Consider the following 19,315-nt stretch of genomic DNA (forward strand, 5'->3'; position numbering starts at 1 on the left):
GGCAGGCCAGCGCGTCACAGGCGACGGCAGTACAGGGCGTCCGGGGTGCGTCCCGAGTCGATCCGGCCGGTGTACGCGATACCGGCCGCGTACTCGTTCTCGGCGCACTGCCCCTTGTAGCGGCCGTACGCGAAGTCGCCGCCCTTCGGTGCGGTACCGCGGTTGTCGCTCCGGTCGAACCAGACCGTGCGCCCGCTGGTGGCGCTGACCGGGCCCGGCGCGCACAGGGCGGCCGAGACGGCGGCGCCGCGGACGCTGTAGCCGGTGAGGAGGGAGCCCTCGGGGCACTGGAGCTTGGTGTAGCCGGACGCCCAGTCCTGTCCCGGCCGGACGTGCCGTTCGTCGGTGACCACCGTGTGGGTGCCGGGCCGCCAGGTGAGGCCGGCGTCGGTGCACAGTCCGCGGTTGCCGGTGTGGGCCAGGCCGATCAGGCGCTGGCCGTCGGGGCAGGCGGCCTTGCGGGCGCCGGAGTCGAAGTCGGGCAGGGCGCGCATCCGCCGGGAGGCGATGAAGTCGCCGTGGTCGGGGCTGAGCATGGACCAGTCGGCGACGGGTGCCACGTGTCCGGTGCGGCCCTGGGCCCCGATCAGCCGCGTCCAGGCGGCGGCCCGCCAGTCGTCGCCGTCGTAGAGGCCCATGCGGTGGCCGGCCGCGTCCCAGTGGAGCAGGGCCCAGCCGTTGCCGCGGCGGTTGTCGTGCCAGCCGACGAGCGGCCAGTACGCGAAGTCGGCGTCGGTGCGGATGAGGTGGTCGACGAAGTTCTCGAACCACGCGCGCTGCGCGCTCCCGGTCCCCTCGCGGCCGCCGACGCCGAACTCGCTGATCCAGACGGGGGCGGTGAAGTGCTGGTCCGCCTCGCCGGAGACGAAGAACGCCTGGCGGTTCAGGACGGAGACCAGTTCGCTCGGGCTCAGGTCGCGGTAGCGGGGGTCGGTGGTCTCGCCGGTGCCGGTCGCCCCGCTGTGGTTGGGGCCGGTGTAGTCGTAGAAGTGGGCCGAGTAGACGAGCTTCCCGGAGTCGACGAGGGTGTGCGAGAGGCGGCGGGCGGGCTCCAGGGTGGGGCGTTCGTGGGCGAAGCCGTCGATGGGGATGCCGGTCCAGTTGATGCCCTCGACGATGATCAGGAGGTCCGGGGAGGCCTCCGTCAGGATGCGGTCGGCGACGCGCTGGGAGGCTGCGAACCAGTCGTGGTTGTCGCCCAGGCCCCAGTTGGGGTCGTCCCAGACGTTGCGGCGCACCTCGTTGTAGAGGTCGGCGCCGACGACGCGCTCGTTGTCCTGGTAGCGGCGGGCCATGAACACCCAGTCGTCCTCCCAGGCCGCGGTCGCCTGCGAGGCGTTCCAGCGTTCGTTGCCGTCGACCCCGCAGCACCAGCGGGTGGTGTTGGTGTGGTTGTTGAGGATGACGGCGAGGCCGGCGGCGGTGAGTTCACGGACCACGGTGTCGTAGACCTGGAGCGGTGTCCTGCCGCGCAGGGCGGGGTTGGCCGCGACGGCGTCGTCGGTGACCGGCCGGGTGTCGTGGACCATCTCGTTGGAGAAGGGCAGCCGGATGCTGTTGATCCCGATCTCCCGGAAGCCGGCGATGATCTCGGCCATGGGCGCGCGGTCGAGGCCGAGCGGGACGCGCCCGGAGTTCTCGCCCGCGTGGTGGTTGGCGTCCTCCTCGGTGCTGCCCGAGCCGTTCCAGGTGCCGCTGGCACCGTGCCAGTTGCCCGAGCGGAGCTTGAAGCGGTCGCCGTCCGCGTCGACGATCCAGCGGCCCCGGGTGCTGAGCGGGCCCGTCCAGTCGTCCTCGGCGGCCGCCGAGGCGGGCACGGAGAGCAGCGGGACCAGGAGGAGTACGGCGACCGGTGCCGCCCTGAGGAAGCGCATCCATGTTGTCATGACAGCGTCATGATGACGCTCCGCCGGTCCACCGTCCAGACCCTCGGCTCAGGGCTCGATCAGCCCCGCGCGGATCGCGTACCGGGTCAGTTCCAGCCGGTCCCGCACGCCCAGCTTCTGGAGCAGGTTGGCCCGGTGCCGCTCGACCGTCTTGGCGCTGATGAAGAGCAGCTCGCCGATCTCCTTGGAGGTGTGGCCCTCCGCGACCAGCTTGAGGATCTCCTCCTCGCGCTCGGTCACCGGCCGCTCCGGCAGCCGGTCGCCGCCGTGCAGCCGCTCCAGGTACGAGCGGACCAGAGCCCGTTCCGCGCCCGGGTAGATGAACGGTTCGTCGCGGAACGCCGCCCGGCACGCCTCGACCAGGTCCCGGTCGGCGACCGACTTCAGCACATAGCCGCCCGCGCCCGCCTTCAGCGCCTCGAAGAAGTACTGCTCGTTGTCGTACATGGTGAGGATCAGGATGCGCAGCTCGGGCAGGCGCCGGGAGAGCTCGCGGGCCGCCTGGAGGCCGGTCATCCGCGGCATGGCGATGTCCAGCACCGCCAGGTCCACCTCCCCGGCGCGGGCCAGTGCGACCGCCTCGGCGCCGTCGGCGGCCTCGGCGACCACCTCCAGGTCCGGCTCCCCGTCGAGGATGAGCCGTACGCCCCGGCGCACCAGGGTGTGGTCGTCGGCGAGGAGCACCCGGATCGGCCCGCTCCGCCTGTTGGCGGCGCCCGGCATCAGCGGCCGCCCCCGGCCGGCACCCGCAGTCTGATCTCCGTGCCCCGCTCCGGCCCCGGCCGCACCAGCAGCTCGGCTCCCACCAGCAGCGCCCGTTCCCGCATGCCCCGGAGACCGGCACCCTCGGGCGAGCCGCCGATGCCCTTGCCGTTGTCGCGCACGACGAGTTCGACGCCGTGCGGCAGCCCCGTCAGCTCGATCCCGGCGCGGTCGGCGCCCGAGTGACGGGCGGTGTTGGTCAGGCCTTCCTGGGCGACCCGGTAGAGCACTAGCTCGGCCTCCTCGGTGAGCGGGGGCAGTTCGGCGGCGACCTGGTGGCGGACGGTCAGTCCGTGCGCGGTGAACTCGGTGGCCAGTGAGCGCAGGGCGCTGACCAGGCCGAGTTCCTCCAGGACGCCGGGGCGCAGACGGCGGGCGATGCGCCGGATCTCGTCGAGTCCGGCCCGGGTGGCCTCCTGGGCCTGGCCGACCTCCTCGCGCAGGCCCTCGGGCGCCCGGTCGGCGACCCGCTTGAGCTGGAGGAGTACGGCGGTGAGGGTCTGGCCGACCTCGTCGTGCAGTTCGGCCGCGATCCGGTGCCGCTCGCGTTCCTGCGCGGACAGCGCCCGGGCGGCGCCCGCGGCCCGCTCGCTCTGCAGCCGGTCCAGCATGCTGTTGTACGTACTGATCAGCTCGGCGGCCTCGGCCGGACCGGCGACCACCTCACGGGCCCCGGGCCGCAGCAGGTCGGCGTCGGCCATCGCGCGGCCCAGCCGGCGCAGCGGGGCGAGGCCGAGGCGCAGCACGACCGCGTTGCCCGCCAGCAGCAGGGCGAGGCCCACGACGACCACGAGGGCCTCGGCGGGCAGGACCGGTGTGGAGACGGTGACCGGGCCGAGCAGCATCGCGGCGGCCACGACCAGGCCGGCCGCGTTGAGGGAGAAGATCCGCCAGAACAGGGACACAGGCGCGTTCCGACTCCTTCCGGCTCTCCATGGCACCGCCGACACCACCATCTCCGTTCGAGCCCGATCGCGTATATCCGTGCCAACACCCATGTCGCCACCGTACGGGCGGATGGAAGCATGCGACGGAGCCGCCTTGATCACGGGCGGCCGGGGCATCGCCGAAGCGCCGTGCCGATGGGTCGTGTTGACGAGCGAGAGGGAAAGAGAAACGTGTCTGCGCCACGTCTGAGGGCGACACCGCTACCCGGCATCGGGGTCCAGTACGACCTCGTGACGCGGGAACACCGCCATCTGTCCGTGGTGGCACACCGGGACGGGCTGCGCACGGTGAACGTGTACCGGGCCGACGATCCCGACTCCTGCCTGCAGTCCCTGCGGCTCACCGGGCCCGAGGCGGACTCGCTGATCGACGCGCTGAAGCCGTCCCACCACAGCCCGAACCTGCTGCACACCACCGACCTGGGCCTGGTCGCCGAGCGGATCGAGGTGGCCTCCACCTCCCGCTGGAACGGCCGGCTGCTGGGCGACACCCGGATGCGGACCGAGACGGGCGCCTCCGTGGTGGCCGTGCTGCGCAGGGCCGAGGCCATCCCCTCCCCCGCGCCGGACTTCCGCCTGATCGGCGGTGACACCCTGATCGTCATCGGCACCCGCGAAGGCGTGGACTCCGCCGCGTCGATACTCGGGCAGGAGTGAACCGGTGCATTCCGGCATCCTGCTGATCGAGTTCGGTTCGATCATTCTCGGCCTGGGCCTGCTCGGCCGGGCCGCCGCCCGTTTCCGGCTCTCGCCGATCCCGCTGTACCTGCTCGCCGGGCTGGCCTTCGGCGAGGGCGGGCTGCTGCCGCTGGGGGCCAGTGAGGAGTTCGTCGCGGCGGGCGCGGAGATCGGCGTCATCCTGCTGCTGCTCATGCTGGGCCTGGAGTACACGGCCGGCGATCTCGTCACCAACCTCAAGTCCCACTACCCCGCCGGTCTCGTCGACGGGGCCCTCAACGCCCTCCCGGGCGCGGCGATGGCGCTGCTGCTGGGGTGGGGGCCGGTGGCGGCCGTGGTCCTGGCCGGCGTCACCTGGATCTCGTCGTCCGGGGTCATCGCGAAGGTGCTGAACGACCTGGGCCGGGTCGGCAACCGGGAGACCCCGGTCATCCTCAGCGTGCTGGTGCTGGAGGACCTGGCGATGGCGGTGTACCTGCCCATCGTCACGGCCCTGGTCGCCGGGGCGGGCCTGCTGGCCGGCAGCGTCACCCTGGCCGTCGCCCTGGGCGCGGCGGGCCTGGTCCTCTTCCTCGCGGTCCGCTACGGCCGGATCATCTCCCGGTTCGTCTCCAGCGACGACCCCGAGAAGCTGCTGCTGGTCGTGCTGGGTCTGACCATCCTGGTCGCGGGCGTGGCGCAGCAGCTCCAGGTGTCCGCCGCGGTGGGCGCGTTCCTGGTCGGCATCGCACTGTCCGGGGAGGTCGCCGAGGGCGCGCACACGCTGCTCAGCCCGCTGCGGGACCTGTTCGCGGCGGTCTTCTTCGTCTTCTTCGGCCTGCACACCGATCCGGCGAGCATCCCGCCGGTGCTGCTGCCGGCGCTCGCCCTCGCGGTGCTCACGGCGGGCACGAAGATCGCCACCGGGTACTGGGCGGCCCGGCGGGCCGGCATCTCCGAGAAGGGCCGCTGGCGCGCGGGCGGGGCGCTGGTGGCGCGCGGTGAGTTCTCGATCGTCATCGCGGGCCTCGCGGTCAGCGCGGGCATCGAGCCCTCGCTGGGCCCGCTGGCCACGGCCTACGTCCTCATCCTGGTCATCGTCGGCCCGCTGACGGCACGGTTCACGGAACCGGTGGCCATGTGGTGGACGGCCCGCCGCAAGCCGGAGCCCCGTGAGGCGGCGGCGGAGGAGACGGCGCCCCTGTAGCGGCGCCACCCCCGCGGAGGGCCGGGCCGGTCTCTCCGCGGGGGCCCGCACCGGACATCTCGCTCACCCGACTCGAAGGCCGCCGAACCCGTACCGGGCCCGGCGGCCACTTTGGTGCCGGTGCCGGGACCCGGGCCGGTAAGACGCACGCCGGCGCCTCGACGGGAGACGCCGCTGGGGCTCCGGGCCCGGAGGGGGTGCGGCGGCTCGGGTGTCCGGCGGACAGCGGCGCGGAGGCCCTCGGCGGAGGGCGGCTCGACGGCACAGCAGTGGGTGTAGCGGCGGCTCGGGGGTCCGACGGACGGCGGCACGGTGGCCCTCGGCGGAGGACAGCTCGACGGCACAGCGGCGGGCGTACCGGCGACACGGTGGTCCGACGGACGGCGGCAGGGTGGCTCGACGGCTGCCTGGCGGAGGGCGTAGCAGCGCCGCTACGGCTTGGCGAAGGCGTACCGGCGACCACTCCCCGGTGTCCGGCCCCGGTCGGGCCGTAGGGGCGCGCGGGCGCTGCTGGGGTTCTGGGCCCGGAGGGGTTGGCGGCGGCTCGATGGTTCGACGGATGACTGCTCGACGGCCCCACGGCCCGGCGGAGGGCGTACCGGCGGCTCGGGGTCCGACGGACGGCGGCACGACGACGCAGCGGCGCGCCGACGGCCTGGCGGAGGGAGGCGCGGCAGCCCCCGGAGGAGCATGGCTCGTCGGCCTCATGGAAAGCCTGGCGGCGGCTCGACGGCCCGGCGCAAGGCCGCGGGGTGGCCCTCGTCGAGGGAAGGCGGCTCAACCGCCTCACGGTGGACGGGGCCGCGGCGAGACAGCCCGGTGGGCAGCTCGGCGACGTAGCACCGTGCCCGGGGCATCCCCGCGGGCGGCGTGAGGCGGCGCCTCTGGGCTCGAAGAAGGTGCCAGGCCTCCCCGTAGCCGAAAGCACTCAGCGGGCCCCTCGGGGGCGTCAGGGGCCCGTCAGGAGTGCCCCGGGGTCCATCCCCCAGGCGCTCTCCTAAGCACACCCCGGAGCGCAGCACCCCCGGTGTACCTCATGTGCGCCCCAGACCGCGCCCCTCTCCTTCCTCATGAGCGCCCCCTGAGCACAGCACCCCCGGTATGGACACCCCTGAGCACAGCACCCCCGGTGCACCCCAAGGCCGCCCCCGACCGCCCCCGTCTTCCCCAGGGCCGCCCCCGACCGCGTCCCCCGTCTTCCCCACGGGCGCCCCCGACCGCAGCACCCCCGCGCTCACCTCAGCGCCGTACGCCCCCCGGGCTGTCGTTCCAGCCCTGGCGGCGCAGTACCTCCGCCACGTCGGGGGCCTCGTAGTGGTCGCCCTTGAGTACCTTGCCGTCGGCCCGGCGGGCGATCCGCCCGTCGGGCCCCCGCTTCGTCATGTTGGAGCGGTGCACCTCGGCGATCACCGCGTCCAGGTCGATCCCGTGCACGAGCGCCGTGCCGTACGCCACGTAGACGACGTCCGCGAGTTCGTGCGCGAGTCGGTCGAGCGGCCCGGTGACGGAGACCTCGGCCACCTCCGCGGCTTCCTCCGTGAGCAACTGCCCCCGGAGTTCGGCCAGTTCCGGCGAGACCTCGCAGGGCTCGGAGTGGGTGACGAGCCCGAGGGCGTGGTGGAAGGCGCGGACCAGGTCGGCGGGCGAGGAGGTCATGGGGCGACCCTACCGAGCCCGGGCTCGCGGGCCGCCCCTGGTCAGCAGGGCGTACCGCCTGGCAGGATCGCCCGCATGTCCACGCTGCTCACCCGTATCGGCAGGCGCCGGGCCCTGAGGGGCGCGGGCGCCGTCGCCGTCGCCCTCGGGCTGCTGCTGTGGTGGCTGCTGCCCCTGGGCGAGCAGCCGCCGAGCGGGACGATCACGTTCAGCACGGGCACCCGGGCCGGCGTCTACCACGAGTACGGCGAGCGGCTGCGGGCCGAGCTGGCCAAGGACATGCCCGATCTGAAGGTGGAGCTCCGGACCAGCAACGGATCGCAGCAGAACGTCCAGCGCGTGGCGACCGGCGAGGCCGACTTCACCATCGCCGCCGCCGACGCGGTGGAGACGTACGAGCTCGACGGCCGGCCGGGCGCCGACCGGCTGCGCGGGGTCGCACGGCTGTACGACGACTATGTGCAGCTCGTCGTCCCGCCCGACTCCGACATCCGCTCCGTCGCCGACCTGCGGGGCAAGCGGGTGGCCATAGGGCTGCCCGACTCGGGGGTGCGGCTGATCGCCACCCGGGTGCTGAAGGCGGCCGGCATCGACCCGGAGAAGGACATCACGCCCCGGCAGGACGGCATCGACACCGGTCCCGGGCTGCTCGGCACCGACCTGGACGCGTTCTTCTGGTCGGGCGGGCTGCCCACCCGCGGGCTGACCGAGATCGCCGAGACCTCCACGTTCCGGTTCGTGCCGATCGAGGGGAAGCTGGTCGCCAAGGTCCACGGGCAGGGCGGCGCCACCCACTACTACCGGGCCACGAACATGCCGGAGTCGGCGTACAAGACCATTCAGAACGGGTCCACGGTGGCCACGATGGCCGTCTCCAACCTGCTCGTGACCCGCACCGACCTGGACCCGCGGCTCACCGAATGGCTGACCCGGACCGTGCTCGACAGCCGGGACGGGATCGGCGCCCACGTCCACTCCGCGCAGCTCGTCGACGTCCGCACCGCGATCTACACCGATCCGCTGCCCCTCCACGAGGGGGCCCGGCGCTTCTACCGCTCGGCCAAGCCCTGAGCGGAGCCCGGGTCGGCCGCGCTGCGCGGCACCCGTACCGTCACCTTCAGACCGTGCGGCTCGTGACGGCCGTAGACGATCGAGCCGCCGCCCGCCGAGAGCAGCGCGCGGGAGATGGACAGGCCGAGCCCGGAGCCCTTGACGTTCTGGTGCCGGCCGCTGCGCCAGAAGCGGTCGCCGATCCGGGCCAGCTCCTCGTCGGTCAGACCCGGGCCGAGGTCGGCGACCAGGACGGTCGCGTGGGCGCCGGTGGAGCCCACGGTGACCTCCACGCGCCCATCGCGCGGGGTGAACTTGACCGCGTTGTCGATCACCGCGTCCAGCGCGGACGACAGGGCGACCGGGTCCACCCAGGCGGTGGTGGGCGGGCAGTCGCCGACCAGGTCGACGCCCTTCGCCGCCGCGGTCGGTGACCAGGCCCCGACGCGTTCGGCGGTCAGCGCGCCGATGTCGGTGAGTCTGAGGTCGGCCGCGGTGTGCTCGGCGAGCGCCAGGTCGAGCAGGTCGTCCAGGACCTGGGCGAGCCGCTTGCCCTCGGTCTGCACCGAGGCGATCTCCTCGTTGCCCTCGGGCAGCTCCAGAGCGAGCAGCTCGATCCGCAGCAGCAGCGCCGACAGCGGATTGCGCAACTGGTGCGAGGCGTCGGCGACGAAGGCGCGCTGCTGTTCCAGCACGTCCTCGACGTTGTCCGCCATCTCGTTGAACGAGCGGGCCAGCCGCCGCAGCTCCGGCGGCCCCCCGGCGGCCGCGACCCGGGACTTCAGACGGCCGCTCGCGATCGCGTGCGTGGTGGCGTCCAGCACCCGTACGGGCCGCAGCACCCAGCCGGTCAGGCGCAGCGCGGCGCCCACCGCCAGCAGCATGGCGGCGAACTCCCCGGCGGCGATGACCAGCCAGCCGTGCAGCATCCGCGAGCGCATCTCACCGGTGGGCGAGTCCGTGACGACCACCGCGACGACGTCACCGTCCCGGACGACCGGCGAGGCGACGACCAGCCGGCCCCGCTGCCAGGGCCAGACCTGCCGCGGATCGTGGCTGCGCCGGCTCAGCAGCGCCTCCTCGAACGCCTCGCGCACCTCACCGGTCCCGGGCAGGAACCAGGTCGCCGGCGCGTTGGCCAGCGGGGCGTCGCCCGGCAGGAAGACACCGGCCCGGATGCCGTAGACGCCGTGGTAGCTCTCCAGCTCACGGCTGAGGGTGCGGCCCTCGTCGCGCGGCCCCTCGGGGGTGTCCATGACCGAGCGGGCCATCGCGGCGAAGTAGGCGGTGTCGTCGATCCGGTCCACGACCACCTTCTGCTGCTGCGCCGCCGCCAGGCTCACCGCGAGCGGCACCCCGAGTGCCAGCAGCACGGCCGCCATCAGCACGATGAGCAGCGGGAGGAGTCGAGTGCGCACCCGTGCCCGCTAGCCCGCCGGGGCGACGAGCCGGTAGCCGACGCCGCGCACGGTCTCGATCAGGGCCGGCATGCGCAGCTTGGCGCGCAGGGAGGCGACGTGGACCTCCAGGGTCCGCCCGGTCCCCTCCCAGCTGGTGCGCCACACCTCGCTGATGATCTGCTCCCGGCGGAAGACCACGCCGGGCCGCTGCGCGAGCAGGGCCAGCAGGTCGAACTCCTTGCGGGTCAGCTGGACGACGGTGCCGTCCACGCTCACCTGGCGGGTGGGCAGCTCGATCTGGACCGGGCCCAGGCGCAGCAGGGTGTCCCCGGCGGCCACCGGGTCCTCGGGGACGGTGCGCCGGCTGACGGCGTGGATCCGGGCGAGCAGCTCGCCGGTGTCGTAGGGCTTGACCACGTAGTCGTCGGCGCCGAGGTTGAGGCCGTGGATGCGCGACCGTACGTCGGAACGGGCCGTCACCATGATCACCGGGGTGCTGGTGCGCTTGCGGATCTTGCCGCACACCTCGTAGCCGTCCTGGTCGGGCAGGCCCAGGTCGAGCAGGACGACGCCGAAGCCGGCGCCCTCCGGGACCAGCGCCTGGAGCGCCTCCTCGCCGCTGCGGGCGTGGGTGACCTCGAAGCCGTGCCGCGCCAGGACCGCGGACAGGGCGGCGGCGACATGGTTGTCGTCCTCGACGAGGAGCAGTCTCATCCCGTCCCCTTCCTGTTCATCGGCCGTACGGGTGGTTCGGCTGGACTCGTGGCGTGCACGCGCGCGTGCATCAAGGCAGTCACGCTGATGGACGACGACGCCGTCAAGTGGGTTCCGGTTGCGCGGGGCTTGTCGTTATCCACCCGGTACGCGCCCAGCTCGCAAGTGCTACAACACGTGTCCGATTGCTATCGGATCGTGATGCTCAGATTCCCCTCAGAACTGATGACGCAGGTCGGATACGGTTATTACTGTCCTCCGAAACCGAGGAGGACGGAGCCTGAGAGCGATGACCGAAGTATCGGTGGCCAAGGAAGACATGGCCGCGAGCGGCGACCTGGTCGTCCTGAAGGGCGTCAACAAGCATTTCGGCGCGTTGCACGTGCTCCAGGACATCGATCTGACGATCGCCCGCGGCGAGGTCGTCGTGGTCATCGGGCCCTCCGGGTCCGGGAAGTCCACCCTGTGCCGCACCATCAACCGTCTCGAGACGATCGACTCGGGGACGATCACCGTCGACGGCAAGCCGCTGCCCGCCGAGGGCAAGGAGCTGGCCCGACTCCGCGCCGACGTCGGCATGGTGTTCCAGTCGTTCAACCTGTTCGCGCACAAGACCGTGCTCGACAACGTCATGCTGGGCCAGACCAAGGTCCGCAAGACCGACAAGAAGAAGGCCGAGGAGAAGGCCCGCAGCCTGCTCGACCGGGTGGGTGTGGCCAACCAGGCGGACAAGTACCCCGCCCAGCTCTCCGGCGGCCAGCAGCAACGTGTGGCCATCGCGCGCGCCCTGGCGATGGACCCCAAGGTCATGCTCTTCGACGAGCCGACCTCGGCCCTCGACCCGGAGATGATCAACGAGGTGCTGGAGGTCATGCAGCAGCTCGCCCGGGACGGCATGACCATGATCGTCGTGACCCATGAGATGGGGTTCGCCCGTTCGGCCGCCAATCGAGTGGTGTTCATGGCCGACGGACGGATCGTCGAAGAGGCTGTGCCGGACCAGTTCTTCAGCAACCCGCGCAGCGACCGTGCCAAGGACTTCCTGTCCAAGATCCTGCACCACTGACGACGCGGTCCCGCACCCCTGACGAAGCGGTCCCGCCTCCCTGACGACGCGTTCCGCCGCACCGGCGACGCGATCACGCACCACCGGCGACGCCACCGACGTCGACGGACCCGCGTCACCCGCACCGACGGTTCGCACCTCCTCACCAGACAAAGGATGTTCACCATGAAGCTCCGCAAGGTCACCGCCGCGGCGGCCGCTGCGCTCGTCCTCTCCCTCACCGCGACCGCCTGTGGCGGCGACGACGACAGCAGCAGCAGCGGGGACACCGGTTCCAGCGGCGGCGGCGACAAGATCAAGGTCGGCATCAAGTACGACCAGCCCGGTCTGGGCCTGAAGACGCCCGACGGTTCCTTCTCCGGCTTCGACGTGGACGTCGCCACCTACGTGGCGAAGGAACTCGGCTACGACGAGAACCAGATCGAGTTCGTCGAGACCAAGAGCGCCGACCGCGAGAACGCGCTCGCCCGTGGCGACGTGGACTTCATCGCCGCCACCTACTCGATCACCGACGAGCGCAAGGAGAAGGTCGACTTCGCCGGCCCGTACCTCCTGGCCCACCAGGACCTGCTGGTCAAGGCGGACTCCGACATCGTCGAGGGAACCGACCTCAACGGCAAGAAGCTCTGCTCGGTCACCGGTTCGACCTCGGCGCAGAACGTCAAGGACGAGATCGCCCCGGACGCGCAGCTGAAGCAGAACGGCACGTACTCCGAGTGCATCGCCGGTCTGCAGAGCGGCGCGGTCGACGCGGTCACCACCGACGACTCGATCCTGGCCGGCTTCGCCGCGCAGGACCAGTACAAGGGCCAGTTCAAGCTCGCCGGCCTGAAGCTGAGCAACGAGAACTACGGCATCGGCGTCAAGAAGGGCGACACCGAGACCGTGAACAAGATCAACACCGCACTGGAGAAGATGGTCAGCGACGGCGCCTGGGAGAAGGCCGTCGAGGACAACTTCGGCCCCGCCGAGTACAAGAACGAGCCCGCGCCGAAGATCGGCAACATCGTTCAGTAACGCGGAATCCGCGCCCGCGCCGCCGCCGTCGGCCTGACCCTCACGGCGGCGGCGCGGCACGTCAGCACGGGCGGCGTCCCGACCGGCCGCCGCCCGTGCACCACGTAGGCCACACACCCGGAAGCGCGGGAGACAGTGTTCGACTTTCTTTCTGACTATGACGACCCGAGCCTGCTCGGCGCCTTCTGGGTGACGGTGCAGCTCACCATTTTCTCGGGCATCGGTTCCCTGGTCTGGGGCACCCTGCTGGCGGCCATGCGGGTCAGCCCTGTCCCCTTGATGCGCGGTTTCGGCACCGCTTATGTGAACATCGTTCGGAACATCCCCCTGACCGTCATCATCGTCTTCACCTCGCTCGGCCTCGCCGACATCTTCGGAATGACGATGGGCGCGCCCGACGACTTCGAGGCCCAGGGCTTCCGCCTGGCGATCCTCGGTCTGGTCGCCTACACGGCCGCCTTCGTCTGCGAGGCGCTGCGCTCCGGCATCAACACCGTGCCGGTGGGGCAGGCCGAGGCGGCCCGCGCCCTCGGCCTGAGCTTCAGTCAGGTGCTCCGGCTGATCGTCCTGCCACAGGCGTTCCGCGCGGTCATCGGCCCGCTCGCCAACGTGCTGATCGCGCTCACCAAGAACACCACGGTGGCGGCGACCATCGGCGTGGCCGAGGCGGCCCTGCTGATGAAGGAAATGATCGAGAACGAGGCCCAGACGCTGCTCATCGGCGCGATCTTCGCCTTCGGTTTCGTGGTTCTGACCCTGCCCACCGGCCTGTTCCTCGGCTGGCTGAGCAAGCGACTGGCGGTGAAGCGGTGACCTCGGTTCTGTACGACGCGCCCGGCCCGAAGGCCAAGCGGCGCAATGTGATCTTCTCGATCGTCTTCGTCGTCCTGCTCGCCCTGCTCGCGTGGTGGGTCTGGCAGGTGATGGACGACAAGGGCCAGCTGGAGTGGGCCCTGTGGAAGCCGTTCACCGAGTCCGCGGCGTGGACGACCTACCTGCTGCCCGGCCTGGCCGACACCCTCAAGGCCGCGGCGCTGGCCATGGTCATCGCGCTGCCGCTGGGCGCCGTCTTCGGCATCGCCCGGATGTCCGACCACCGCTGGGTGCGCGGCGCGGCCGGCACGGTCGTCGAGTTCTTCCGGGCCATCCCGGTCCTGCTGCTGATGCTGTTCGCGAACGAGTTCTACGCCCGTTCCACCGACGTCAGCAGCGCCGACCGCCCGCTCTACGCCGTCGTCACCGGCCTGGTGCTCTACAACGCCTCGGTCCTCGCCGAGATCGTCCGGGCCGGCATCCTGGCCCTGCCCCGAGGCCAGACGGAGGCCGCCCAGGCGATCGGCCTGCGCAAGAGCCAGACGATGGCCACCATCCTGCTCCCGCAGGCGGTCACGGCCATGCTCCCGGCGATCGTCAGCCAGCTGGTGGTCATCGTGAAGGACACCGCGCTGGGCGGCATCATGCTCGGCTTCACCGAGCTGCTGAACGCGCGCGGCACGCTCGCGGCCAACTACGCCAACGTCATTCCGAGCTTCATCGTGGTGGCGATCATCTACATCGTCCTCAACTTCATCCTGACCAGCTTCGCCGGCTGGCTGGAGGGCAGGCTGCGGCGCAGCAAGCGCAGCACGGGGGCGGTGCTCGGGGCGGAGGACATGGAGGAGCTCAACCCGGCGGCCACCGGTGGCACTTACGGCACCGGTGCCGGAGGGTCGATCTGACCCACGGTCAGATGTTTTGAGCGGACGGAGGGCAGTGGCTTGATCGCCACTGCCCTCCGTCACTTGACGCAAGCACCGGCAATGGGTTGCATACGTTCTGTGATCGTGCACCCTGCTCAAACCTCCTGTTCACACGCGTCCCTCGGGGCACCGTCGCGGGCAGGGGGCACCACACCGTGGACCCGGTGATCATCGTCGGAGCGGGGCCCGTCGGGCTCACGCTCGCCCTGGCGCTGGCGCGTCAGGAGGTGCCGTCGGTCGTCCTCGACGAAGGCCCCGGCAAGGACGAACCCCGACTGGCGCGCTCCGTCGTACTGCGCGAGGACACCGCCGCCCTGATGGAGCGTCTGACCGGACTCTCCCTCGCGCGGGCCGGCTGCCGACTGGCCGGCTGGCGGTCGATGCGGCGCAAGCAGGTGATGCGCGAGGTGTCCTTCGACCACGCGGCGCCCGTGCACATCGCCCAGCACGTCCTCACCGACGCCCTGCGTGCGGCCCTCGCCGGCGAGCGGCTGGTGAGGATCGCGACGGACAGCCGGCTCGACGGCGTCGAGCAGGAGACCTCCGGCGTCACCGCGCGCACCCGCGGCCCCAAGGGCACCTGGTGGCGCGGCAGTTACCTGGTCGGCTGCGACGGCCCCCGCTCCACGGTCCGCAAGCTCCAGGACATCCGCTTCCCCGGCCGTACGGCCGTCGAACGGCACGCGGTCGCCGCGCTGCGCACCGAACTCCCCTGGCCCGACGAGGCGATGCTGCACCGGATGCCGCCGTGGCGGACCTCCGGCCCCTCGGCCGGCGAGGTCACCGCACGCCCGCTGCCGGAGGGCGCCTGGCGGCTGGACTGGCTCCTCCCGCCGGGCAAGGACCTCGTGACACCGGAACTGCTGGTGTCCCGCGTCCGGGAGACCCTGGCCGGCTGGACGGGCGGCGCGACCCCGTCCTACGAACTGCTCGACACCGGCGTCCACACCGTGCACCACCGGCTGGCGCGGCGCTGGCGGGCCGGGCGGGTCTTCCTGGCCGGAGACGCCGCGCACCTGCTCGGCGCGCTCGGCACCCACGGCCTCGACGAGGGGCTCAGGGACGCCGACAACCTCGCCTGGAAGCTGGCCCTGGCCTGGCACCACGGGCCGCACGAGGCGCTGCTGGACAGCTACCAGACCGAGCGGCGCGCGATCGTCGCCGCCCGGCTGCGCGCCGCCGACCAGGCCCTGCCGCTGCTGCGCGGTGGCGGCGGGCTGCGCGCGTACGTGCCCGGCTCGGCCCGCGGCCATGACGCTCTGCTCGCCGAGGGCCACCTGGGGCGCGGGGCGCTCGGTGCGCCGGGGGCGCACGCCGATTCGCCGCTGGCGCCCCGCCATCTGGAGGGCGAGGTGTCCGTCGACACCCCCGTGGGCGCTCCGGTGCGCGATGTGCGGGTGACCGCGGAGGACGGATCGTTCGTGCAGTTGCGGGAGCGGCTCGGGCGGGGCGCCCTGCTGGTCCTGCTGATCGCGCCCGGTACGGGGGTGTGGGACCGCAAGCACTGGGTGACCGCCGGGATCATGCCCCGGCTCGCGGCGGCCGTGACGGCGCTGCCGCATCCGGCCGAGCTGCTGGTCGCCGAGAGCTACCCGGGCGCTGCCCCGCACACGGTCCTGCTGGTGCGGCCCGACGGCCATCTCGTCACGGCGCTGAACGGGGTGCGCCCGGCGGATCTGTACGCCGCGGCGGAGGCGACGCTCGGGGGTCCGGTGGAGTCGGAGACGGAGGCCGAGGCGGGGGCGGCGGCGGGTTCGCGGTGAGCGGGGGGCGCTCCGGGCGGGGAGCGCCCCGAACCGGGGTTCGGCGCGTCGGGGCGCGCCCAGCGCCTCCGCGGAGTGCGCTCCCGCGCACTGCACCGTCCACATGCTGACGGTCAGTTGACCACTCCCCACCACCGTGGTGTACTCCGCTTCGTGACGTACACCTGTGTGCACCTGTGGCGGAAGGTCCATGTGGACCTGGTCCGCTACGCGGGCTGCATGTGTACCCGGTCCTGCTGAATTCGCATCTCTGCACATCTGCGCGCGCCCGCCGTCGTGCCGCCGCGCGCTCTCCGCGAACACTCATCAGGACGGTCGAAGTGTCTGTCACCCCCTCCGCTTCCGTTTCCCTTGCCGCCGCTCCCACACAGGCGGACCTCCTCGACTTCGCACGGCGTACGGCCGCCGACGCCGAGCTGATCGCCTCCCTCCCGCTCGACCCCGAGGGCCGCACCTGGGTGCGGCTGGAGGGGCCCGCCGGGAGCGAGGCATGGCTGATCGGCTGGCCGCCCGGCTCGGGCACCGGCTGGCACGACCACGCGGACTCGGTCGGCGCCTTCGTGACCGCGGCCGGGGAGCTGAAGGAGAACTCGCTCGCCGCCCGGCTGCCCACGGACGGCTGGAAGACGCTGGAACTCAGCGAGGACGTGGACCGCGAGCGCCGACTGCCGGCCGGCAAGGGCCGCTCCTTCGGCCACCACCACGTCCACGAGGTCCTCAACGAGTCCCCCGGCCACCACGCGATCTCCGTGCACGCCTACTACCCGCCGCTGCCCCGCATCCGCCGCTACAGCCGCACCGGTCCCGTCCTGCGTCTGGAGCAGGTGGAGCGCCCGGAGGACTGGCAGTGAGCGGCTGGTCCGAACAGCCGTTCGGTATCGACGAGTTGCTGGAGCGGGTGCGCGCGGCCTACCCGCGCGTCACCGCGCGGGAGGCCCACGAGGCCGCCCGGTCCGGCGAGGCACTGCTGGTGGACATCCGGTACGCGGCACTGCGCGAACGGGACGGGCTGATCCCCGGCGCCCTGGTGGTGGAGCGCAACGAGCTGGAGTGGCGGCTCGATCCGCTGGGCAGCCACCGGGTGCCGGAGGCCACCGGCCATGACCTGCGGGTGGTCGTCGTCTGCAACGAGGGCTACGCCTCCAGCCTGGCGGCCGAGTCCCTGCACCGGCTGGGCCTGCACCGGGCGACGGACCTGATCGGCGGCTTCCAGGCCTGGCGGGCAGCGGGACTACGGGTCGTGGACGGCGCGTCCGACTCCGGCCCTCACTAGAGTCCGGCTCCCACTCGAAGCCCGGCTCCCGTTCCGGATCCGCGGGGTGACCCTCGGCCGGGCTGTCCCCGGACCGCGGTGCGCGACCCGCTCCGTCTACTCGGCGTTCGCCGGGCAGTAGAGCGGAGCGGTGTCCGCGTTGTCCGCGGTCACCAGGCGCACCGGGGTCTGGGCGATCCGGTCGGCGCCCCAGTCGCGCAGCAGGGCGATGGTGTTGGTCACCGCCAGTTCGCCGGTGTCCGCGGCCGAGTTGGCGACGGTCGCGGCGAATCGGCCGTCCTTGAGGGCGGCCAGCCCCTCGTCCGTTCCGTTGACGGTGACGATCTCGACCGCCTCTCCGCCCCCCTCGTCGAGCGCCTCGCGGACCGCGAAGGCCATCGCCTCGTTGGCGACGAAGGCGTAGTCGAGGTCGGGGTGGTCCCGGATCATCTCCGCGGCGACCTCGCGGGCCTTGCCGGGGTCGAACATCCCGGGTTCCGCCGCGACGACCTCCGCGTTCGTGGGCAGCCCGGACTCGAAGCCGCCCACCAGCAGGTCCGAGGCGGCTCCCGGCGCCCCCGCGACGACGGCGACCTGGACCTCCTGGCCGGCGGCGTCCTTCTCGATCCAGTCGGCGTCCAGGCGGCCGACCTGTTCGAGGTCGACGACGACGGCCCCGAGGATGTCGCCCGTGTCGTCGGGAACGACGGAGGTGAGGAAGACGGGGACCTCGGCGCTCCTGGCCTTGGCGATGTCGTCGCGCAGCGCGTCCACGTCCACCGTCTGCACGATGATCGCGTCCACTCCCCGAGCGATCATGTCCTCGATGTTGGCCAGTTCGGTCGCCGCGTCCTGACCGGAGTTGGCGATGTGGAGATCGGCGAGGTTGTTGCGGGCCGTGTCGTCGACGGCCGCCTCCAGACACTTGTGGAACGGCGAGGTGCCGCCGTTGACGAACCCGAGCGTGAGCGGGCCGTCGCTCTTCTTCTCGGTCTCGGGCTGCAGCAGTCCGCAGCCGCCGAGGATCAGGCTGGAGCAGAGCAGGGACATGGCCAGCGGTCTGCCGCGGCGGACGGAACAAGGCATGGCGGGCTGCCTTTCGGAGCGCACGGAGGGGCCCCCGACAGGGGAGCGTGAGGGTCAAGTCGTCGGTGGGGACACAGACTTGAAGCCCAGCCGGGCTCGGACGTCCGCGCGACGTCGGCAGACGGTACAGCCACCCGCGGCCCGCTCGACCCTCCCGGGAACGCAACGTAAGCCTGCGGCTCACGCATCCCACGGGACCCCGGCGTTACCGCGTCAGTACTCCTCGCCGGGCAGGAACTCGGTGTCCTCGCCCTCCGCCTCCAGCGCCTGCCGGACCACCCGCAGCGCCATTCCCTCCGGGTACCCCTTGCGGGCGAGCATCCCGGCGAGCCGGCGCAGCCGCTTGTCGCGGTCGAGGCCCCGGGTGGACCGGAGTTTGCGGTCGACGAGTTCGCGGGCCGTCGCCTCCTCCCGCTCGGAGTCGAGCTGTCCGACGGCCGCGTCGATCAGCGAGGAGTCGACGCCCTTGGTCCGCAGTTCCCGCGCGAGCGCACGCCGGGCCAGCCCCCGCCCGTGGTGCCGGGACTCCACCCAGGCGTCCGCGAACGCGCTGTCGTTGATCAGTCCGGCCTCCTCGAACCGGGACAGCACCTCCTCCGCGGCCTCGTCCGGGATCTCCCGCTTGCGCAGCGCGTCGGCGAGCTGCTTGCGGGTGCGCGGGGTCCCGGTGAGCAGGCGCAGGCAGATCGCCCGTGCCCGCTCCACCGGGTCCCCGGGGGGCTCCCCCTTCTCGGCCCTCGACGAGGAGGAGGTGCCTCCGTCCTCACCGGTCGGTTCTTCGCGGCCGCGTCGACGGCGGCCCCGGGCGCCGCCCGCGCCACGAGCCCCGCCGGCTCCGCGGCGCGCACCGCCGGCAAGCCCATCGGTGTCCGGTCCCGGGCCGCCGTCCCCCCGGAGCCCGTCGCCGTACGTCCCGTCCCTGCCCCGACCGACGCCGTCGGCGTACGGCCCGTCGTCGCCGTACAGCCCGCCGTGATCGTCGCCGAAGCCGTACGGCCCGTCGTCGCCGTACTCGCCGCCCACCCCGGCGGGACCGCCGACGCCTCTCCCGGCCCGCGCCCTCGGCGGGTCCGGGCTGGCGTACTCGGCCCAGTCGGTTCGTCGTGTCATGGG

Annotated in this window: 19 protein-coding genes; 11 read left to right on the forward strand and 8 right to left on the reverse strand. The window is 72.4% G+C overall.

Annotated features, from left to right (window positions below; genetic code table 11):
- Positions 1-14 precede the first annotated feature (14 nt).
- From ABT296_RS24365 to ABT296_RS24375, 3 genes are read right to left on the reverse strand one after another with little or no spacing between them, the layout of a single operon-like run.
- On the reverse strand, positions 15-1,874 hold the full coding sequence (locus tag ABT296_RS24365) for a glycoside hydrolase family 5 protein (protein ID WP_351930789.1): 1,860 nt from the start codon (positions 1,872-1,874) through the stop codon (positions 15-17).
- Positions 1,875-1,934: 60 nt separating this feature from the next.
- The gene (locus ABT296_RS24370) at positions 1,935-2,609 is read right to left on the reverse strand and encodes a response regulator (protein WP_351930747.1); all 675 of its coding nucleotides are present in this window, start codon (positions 2,607-2,609) and stop codon (positions 1,935-1,937) included.
- The gene (locus tag ABT296_RS24375; RefSeq protein ID WP_351930748.1) at positions 2,609-3,553 is read right to left on the reverse strand and encodes a sensor histidine kinase; all 945 of its coding nucleotides are present in this window, start codon (positions 3,551-3,553) and stop codon (positions 2,609-2,611) included. Before ABT296_RS24375 ends, ABT296_RS24370 begins: the two co-directional genes overlap by 1 nt.
- Positions 3,554-3,766: 213 nt before the next feature.
- On the opposite strand from ABT296_RS24375, the gene ABT296_RS24380 reads away from it, so the two are divergent.
- The gene (locus ABT296_RS24380; RefSeq protein WP_351930749.1) at positions 3,767-4,252 is read left to right on the forward strand and encodes a cation:proton antiporter regulatory subunit; all 486 of its coding nucleotides are present in this window, start codon (positions 3,767-3,769) and stop codon (positions 4,250-4,252) included.
- 4 nt (positions 4,253-4,256) lie between these two features.
- Positions 4,257-5,459, forward strand: coding sequence for a cation:proton antiporter (locus ABT296_RS24385; RefSeq protein ID WP_351930750.1), 1,203 nt, complete (start codon positions 4,257-4,259; stop codon positions 5,457-5,459).
- Positions 5,460-6,698: 1,239 nt separating this feature from the next.
- Here the strand turns inward: ABT296_RS24385 and ABT296_RS24390 are convergent.
- Positions 6,699-7,115, reverse strand: a complete 417-nt coding sequence (locus ABT296_RS24390) for a pyrophosphohydrolase domain-containing protein (RefSeq protein ID WP_351930751.1) — start codon at positions 7,113-7,115, stop codon at positions 6,699-6,701.
- Between the two features lie 75 nt (positions 7,116-7,190).
- Here ABT296_RS24390 and ABT296_RS24395 point away from each other — a divergent pair, with 75 nt between their 5' ends.
- Positions 7,191-8,186 (forward strand): TAXI family TRAP transporter solute-binding subunit, encoded by a 996-nt coding sequence (locus ABT296_RS24395; protein ID WP_351930752.1) that lies wholly within the window; start codon positions 7,191-7,193, stop codon positions 8,184-8,186.
- On the opposite strand, the gene ABT296_RS24400 is transcribed toward ABT296_RS24395, so the two are convergent.
- Positions 8,165-9,583, reverse strand: coding sequence for a sensor histidine kinase (locus ABT296_RS24400; protein ID WP_351930753.1), 1,419 nt, complete (start codon positions 9,581-9,583; stop codon positions 8,165-8,167). The genes ABT296_RS24395 and ABT296_RS24400 overlap by 22 nt on opposite strands.
- A 9-nt stretch (positions 9,584-9,592) precedes the next feature.
- Positions 9,593-10,279, reverse strand: coding sequence for a response regulator transcription factor (locus ABT296_RS24405; protein WP_351930754.1), 687 nt, complete (start codon positions 10,277-10,279; stop codon positions 9,593-9,595).
- Positions 10,280-10,568: 289 nt separating this feature from the next.
- On the opposite strand from ABT296_RS24405, the gene ABT296_RS24410 reads away from it, so the two are divergent.
- The 8 genes from ABT296_RS24410 to ABT296_RS24445 all read left to right on the forward strand — a co-directional run bounded on the left by ABT296_RS24410 (position 10,569) and on the right by ABT296_RS24445 (position 17,137).
- A complete protein-coding gene (locus ABT296_RS24410) occupies positions 10,569-11,345 on the forward strand; it encodes an amino acid ABC transporter ATP-binding protein (protein WP_351930755.1) in 777 nt (258 codons plus the stop codon).
- A gap of 165 nt (positions 11,346-11,510) precedes the next feature.
- Positions 11,511-12,362, forward strand: a complete 852-nt coding sequence (locus ABT296_RS24415) for a glutamate ABC transporter substrate-binding protein (RefSeq protein WP_351930756.1) — start codon at positions 11,511-11,513, stop codon at positions 12,360-12,362.
- Between the two features lie 135 nt (positions 12,363-12,497).
- On the forward strand, positions 12,498-13,175 hold the full coding sequence (locus tag ABT296_RS24420; RefSeq protein ID WP_351930757.1) for an amino acid ABC transporter permease: 678 nt from the start codon (positions 12,498-12,500) through the stop codon (positions 13,173-13,175).
- Positions 13,172-14,080 (forward strand): amino acid ABC transporter permease, encoded by a 909-nt coding sequence (locus ABT296_RS24425; RefSeq protein WP_351930758.1) that lies wholly within the window; start codon positions 13,172-13,174, stop codon positions 14,078-14,080. Before ABT296_RS24420 ends, ABT296_RS24425 begins: the two co-directional genes overlap by 4 nt.
- Positions 14,081-14,256: 176 nt before the next feature.
- Positions 14,257-15,864 (forward strand): FAD-dependent monooxygenase, encoded by a 1,608-nt coding sequence (locus tag ABT296_RS24430; RefSeq protein WP_351930759.1) that lies wholly within the window; start codon positions 14,257-14,259, stop codon positions 15,862-15,864.
- A 168-nt stretch (positions 15,865-16,032) separates the two neighbouring features.
- A complete protein-coding gene (locus ABT296_RS24435; protein ID WP_315882177.1) occupies positions 16,033-16,104 on the forward strand; it encodes a putative leader peptide in 72 nt (23 codons plus the stop codon).
- Positions 16,105-16,184: 80 nt separating this feature from the next.
- Positions 16,185-16,715, forward strand: coding sequence for a cupin domain-containing protein (locus tag ABT296_RS24440; RefSeq protein ID WP_351930760.1), 531 nt, complete (start codon positions 16,185-16,187; stop codon positions 16,713-16,715).
- On the forward strand, positions 16,712-17,137 hold the full coding sequence (locus tag ABT296_RS24445; RefSeq protein ID WP_351930761.1) for a rhodanese-like domain-containing protein: 426 nt from the start codon (positions 16,712-16,714) through the stop codon (positions 17,135-17,137). The genes ABT296_RS24440 and ABT296_RS24445 overlap by 4 nt, the downstream gene beginning before the upstream one ends.
- A 96-nt stretch (positions 17,138-17,233) precedes the next feature.
- Here ABT296_RS24445 and ABT296_RS24450 read toward each other — a convergent pair whose 3' ends face one another.
- Together ABT296_RS24450 and recX are read right to left on the reverse strand one after the other, a co-directional pair.
- On the reverse strand, positions 17,234-18,202 hold the full coding sequence (locus ABT296_RS24450) for a sugar ABC transporter substrate-binding protein (protein WP_351930762.1): 969 nt from the start codon (positions 18,200-18,202) through the stop codon (positions 17,234-17,236).
- Positions 18,203-18,415: 213 nt separating this feature from the next.
- Positions 18,416-19,312, reverse strand: coding sequence for a recombination regulator RecX (recX, locus tag ABT296_RS24455; RefSeq protein ID WP_351930763.1), 897 nt, complete (start codon positions 19,310-19,312; stop codon positions 18,416-18,418).
- Positions 19,313-19,315 lie beyond the last annotated feature (3 nt).

Source organism: Streptomyces sp. NPDC000983 (genome assembly GCF_040299205.1).
In the GTDB taxonomy this organism is placed as follows: Bacteria; Actinomycetota; Actinomycetes; order Streptomycetales; family Streptomycetaceae; genus Streptomyces.

Bases quoted from the DNA above. Each gene is read 5' to 3' on its own strand.
- ABT296_RS24365 (WP_351930789.1), bottom strand. From the start codon at position 1,874: ATGCGCTTCCTCAGGGCGGCACCGGTCGCCGTACTCCTCCTGGTCCCG.
- ABT296_RS24370 (WP_351930747.1), bottom strand. From the start codon at position 2,609: ATGCCGGGCGCCGCCAACAGGCGGAGCGGGCCGATCCGGGTGCTCCTC.
- ABT296_RS24390 (WP_351930751.1), bottom strand. From the start codon at position 7,115: ATGACCTCCTCGCCCGCCGACCTGGTCCGCGCCTTCCACCACGCCCTC.
- ABT296_RS24395 (WP_351930752.1), top strand. From the start codon at position 7,191: ATGTCCACGCTGCTCACCCGTATCGGCAGGCGCCGGGCCCTGAGGGGC.
- ABT296_RS24405 (WP_351930754.1), bottom strand. From the start codon at position 10,279: ATGAGACTGCTCCTCGTCGAGGACGACAACCATGTCGCCGCCGCCCTG.
- ABT296_RS24410 (WP_351930755.1), top strand. From the start codon at position 10,569: ATGACCGAAGTATCGGTGGCCAAGGAAGACATGGCCGCGAGCGGCGAC.
- ABT296_RS24415 (WP_351930756.1), top strand. From the start codon at position 11,511: ATGAAGCTCCGCAAGGTCACCGCCGCGGCGGCCGCTGCGCTCGTCCTC.
- ABT296_RS24450 (WP_351930762.1), bottom strand. From the start codon at position 18,202: ATGCCTTGTTCCGTCCGCCGCGGCAGACCGCTGGCCATGTCCCTGCTC.
- recX (WP_351930763.1), bottom strand. From the start codon at position 19,312: ATGACACGACGAACCGACTGGGCCGAGTACGCCAGCCCGGACCCGCCG.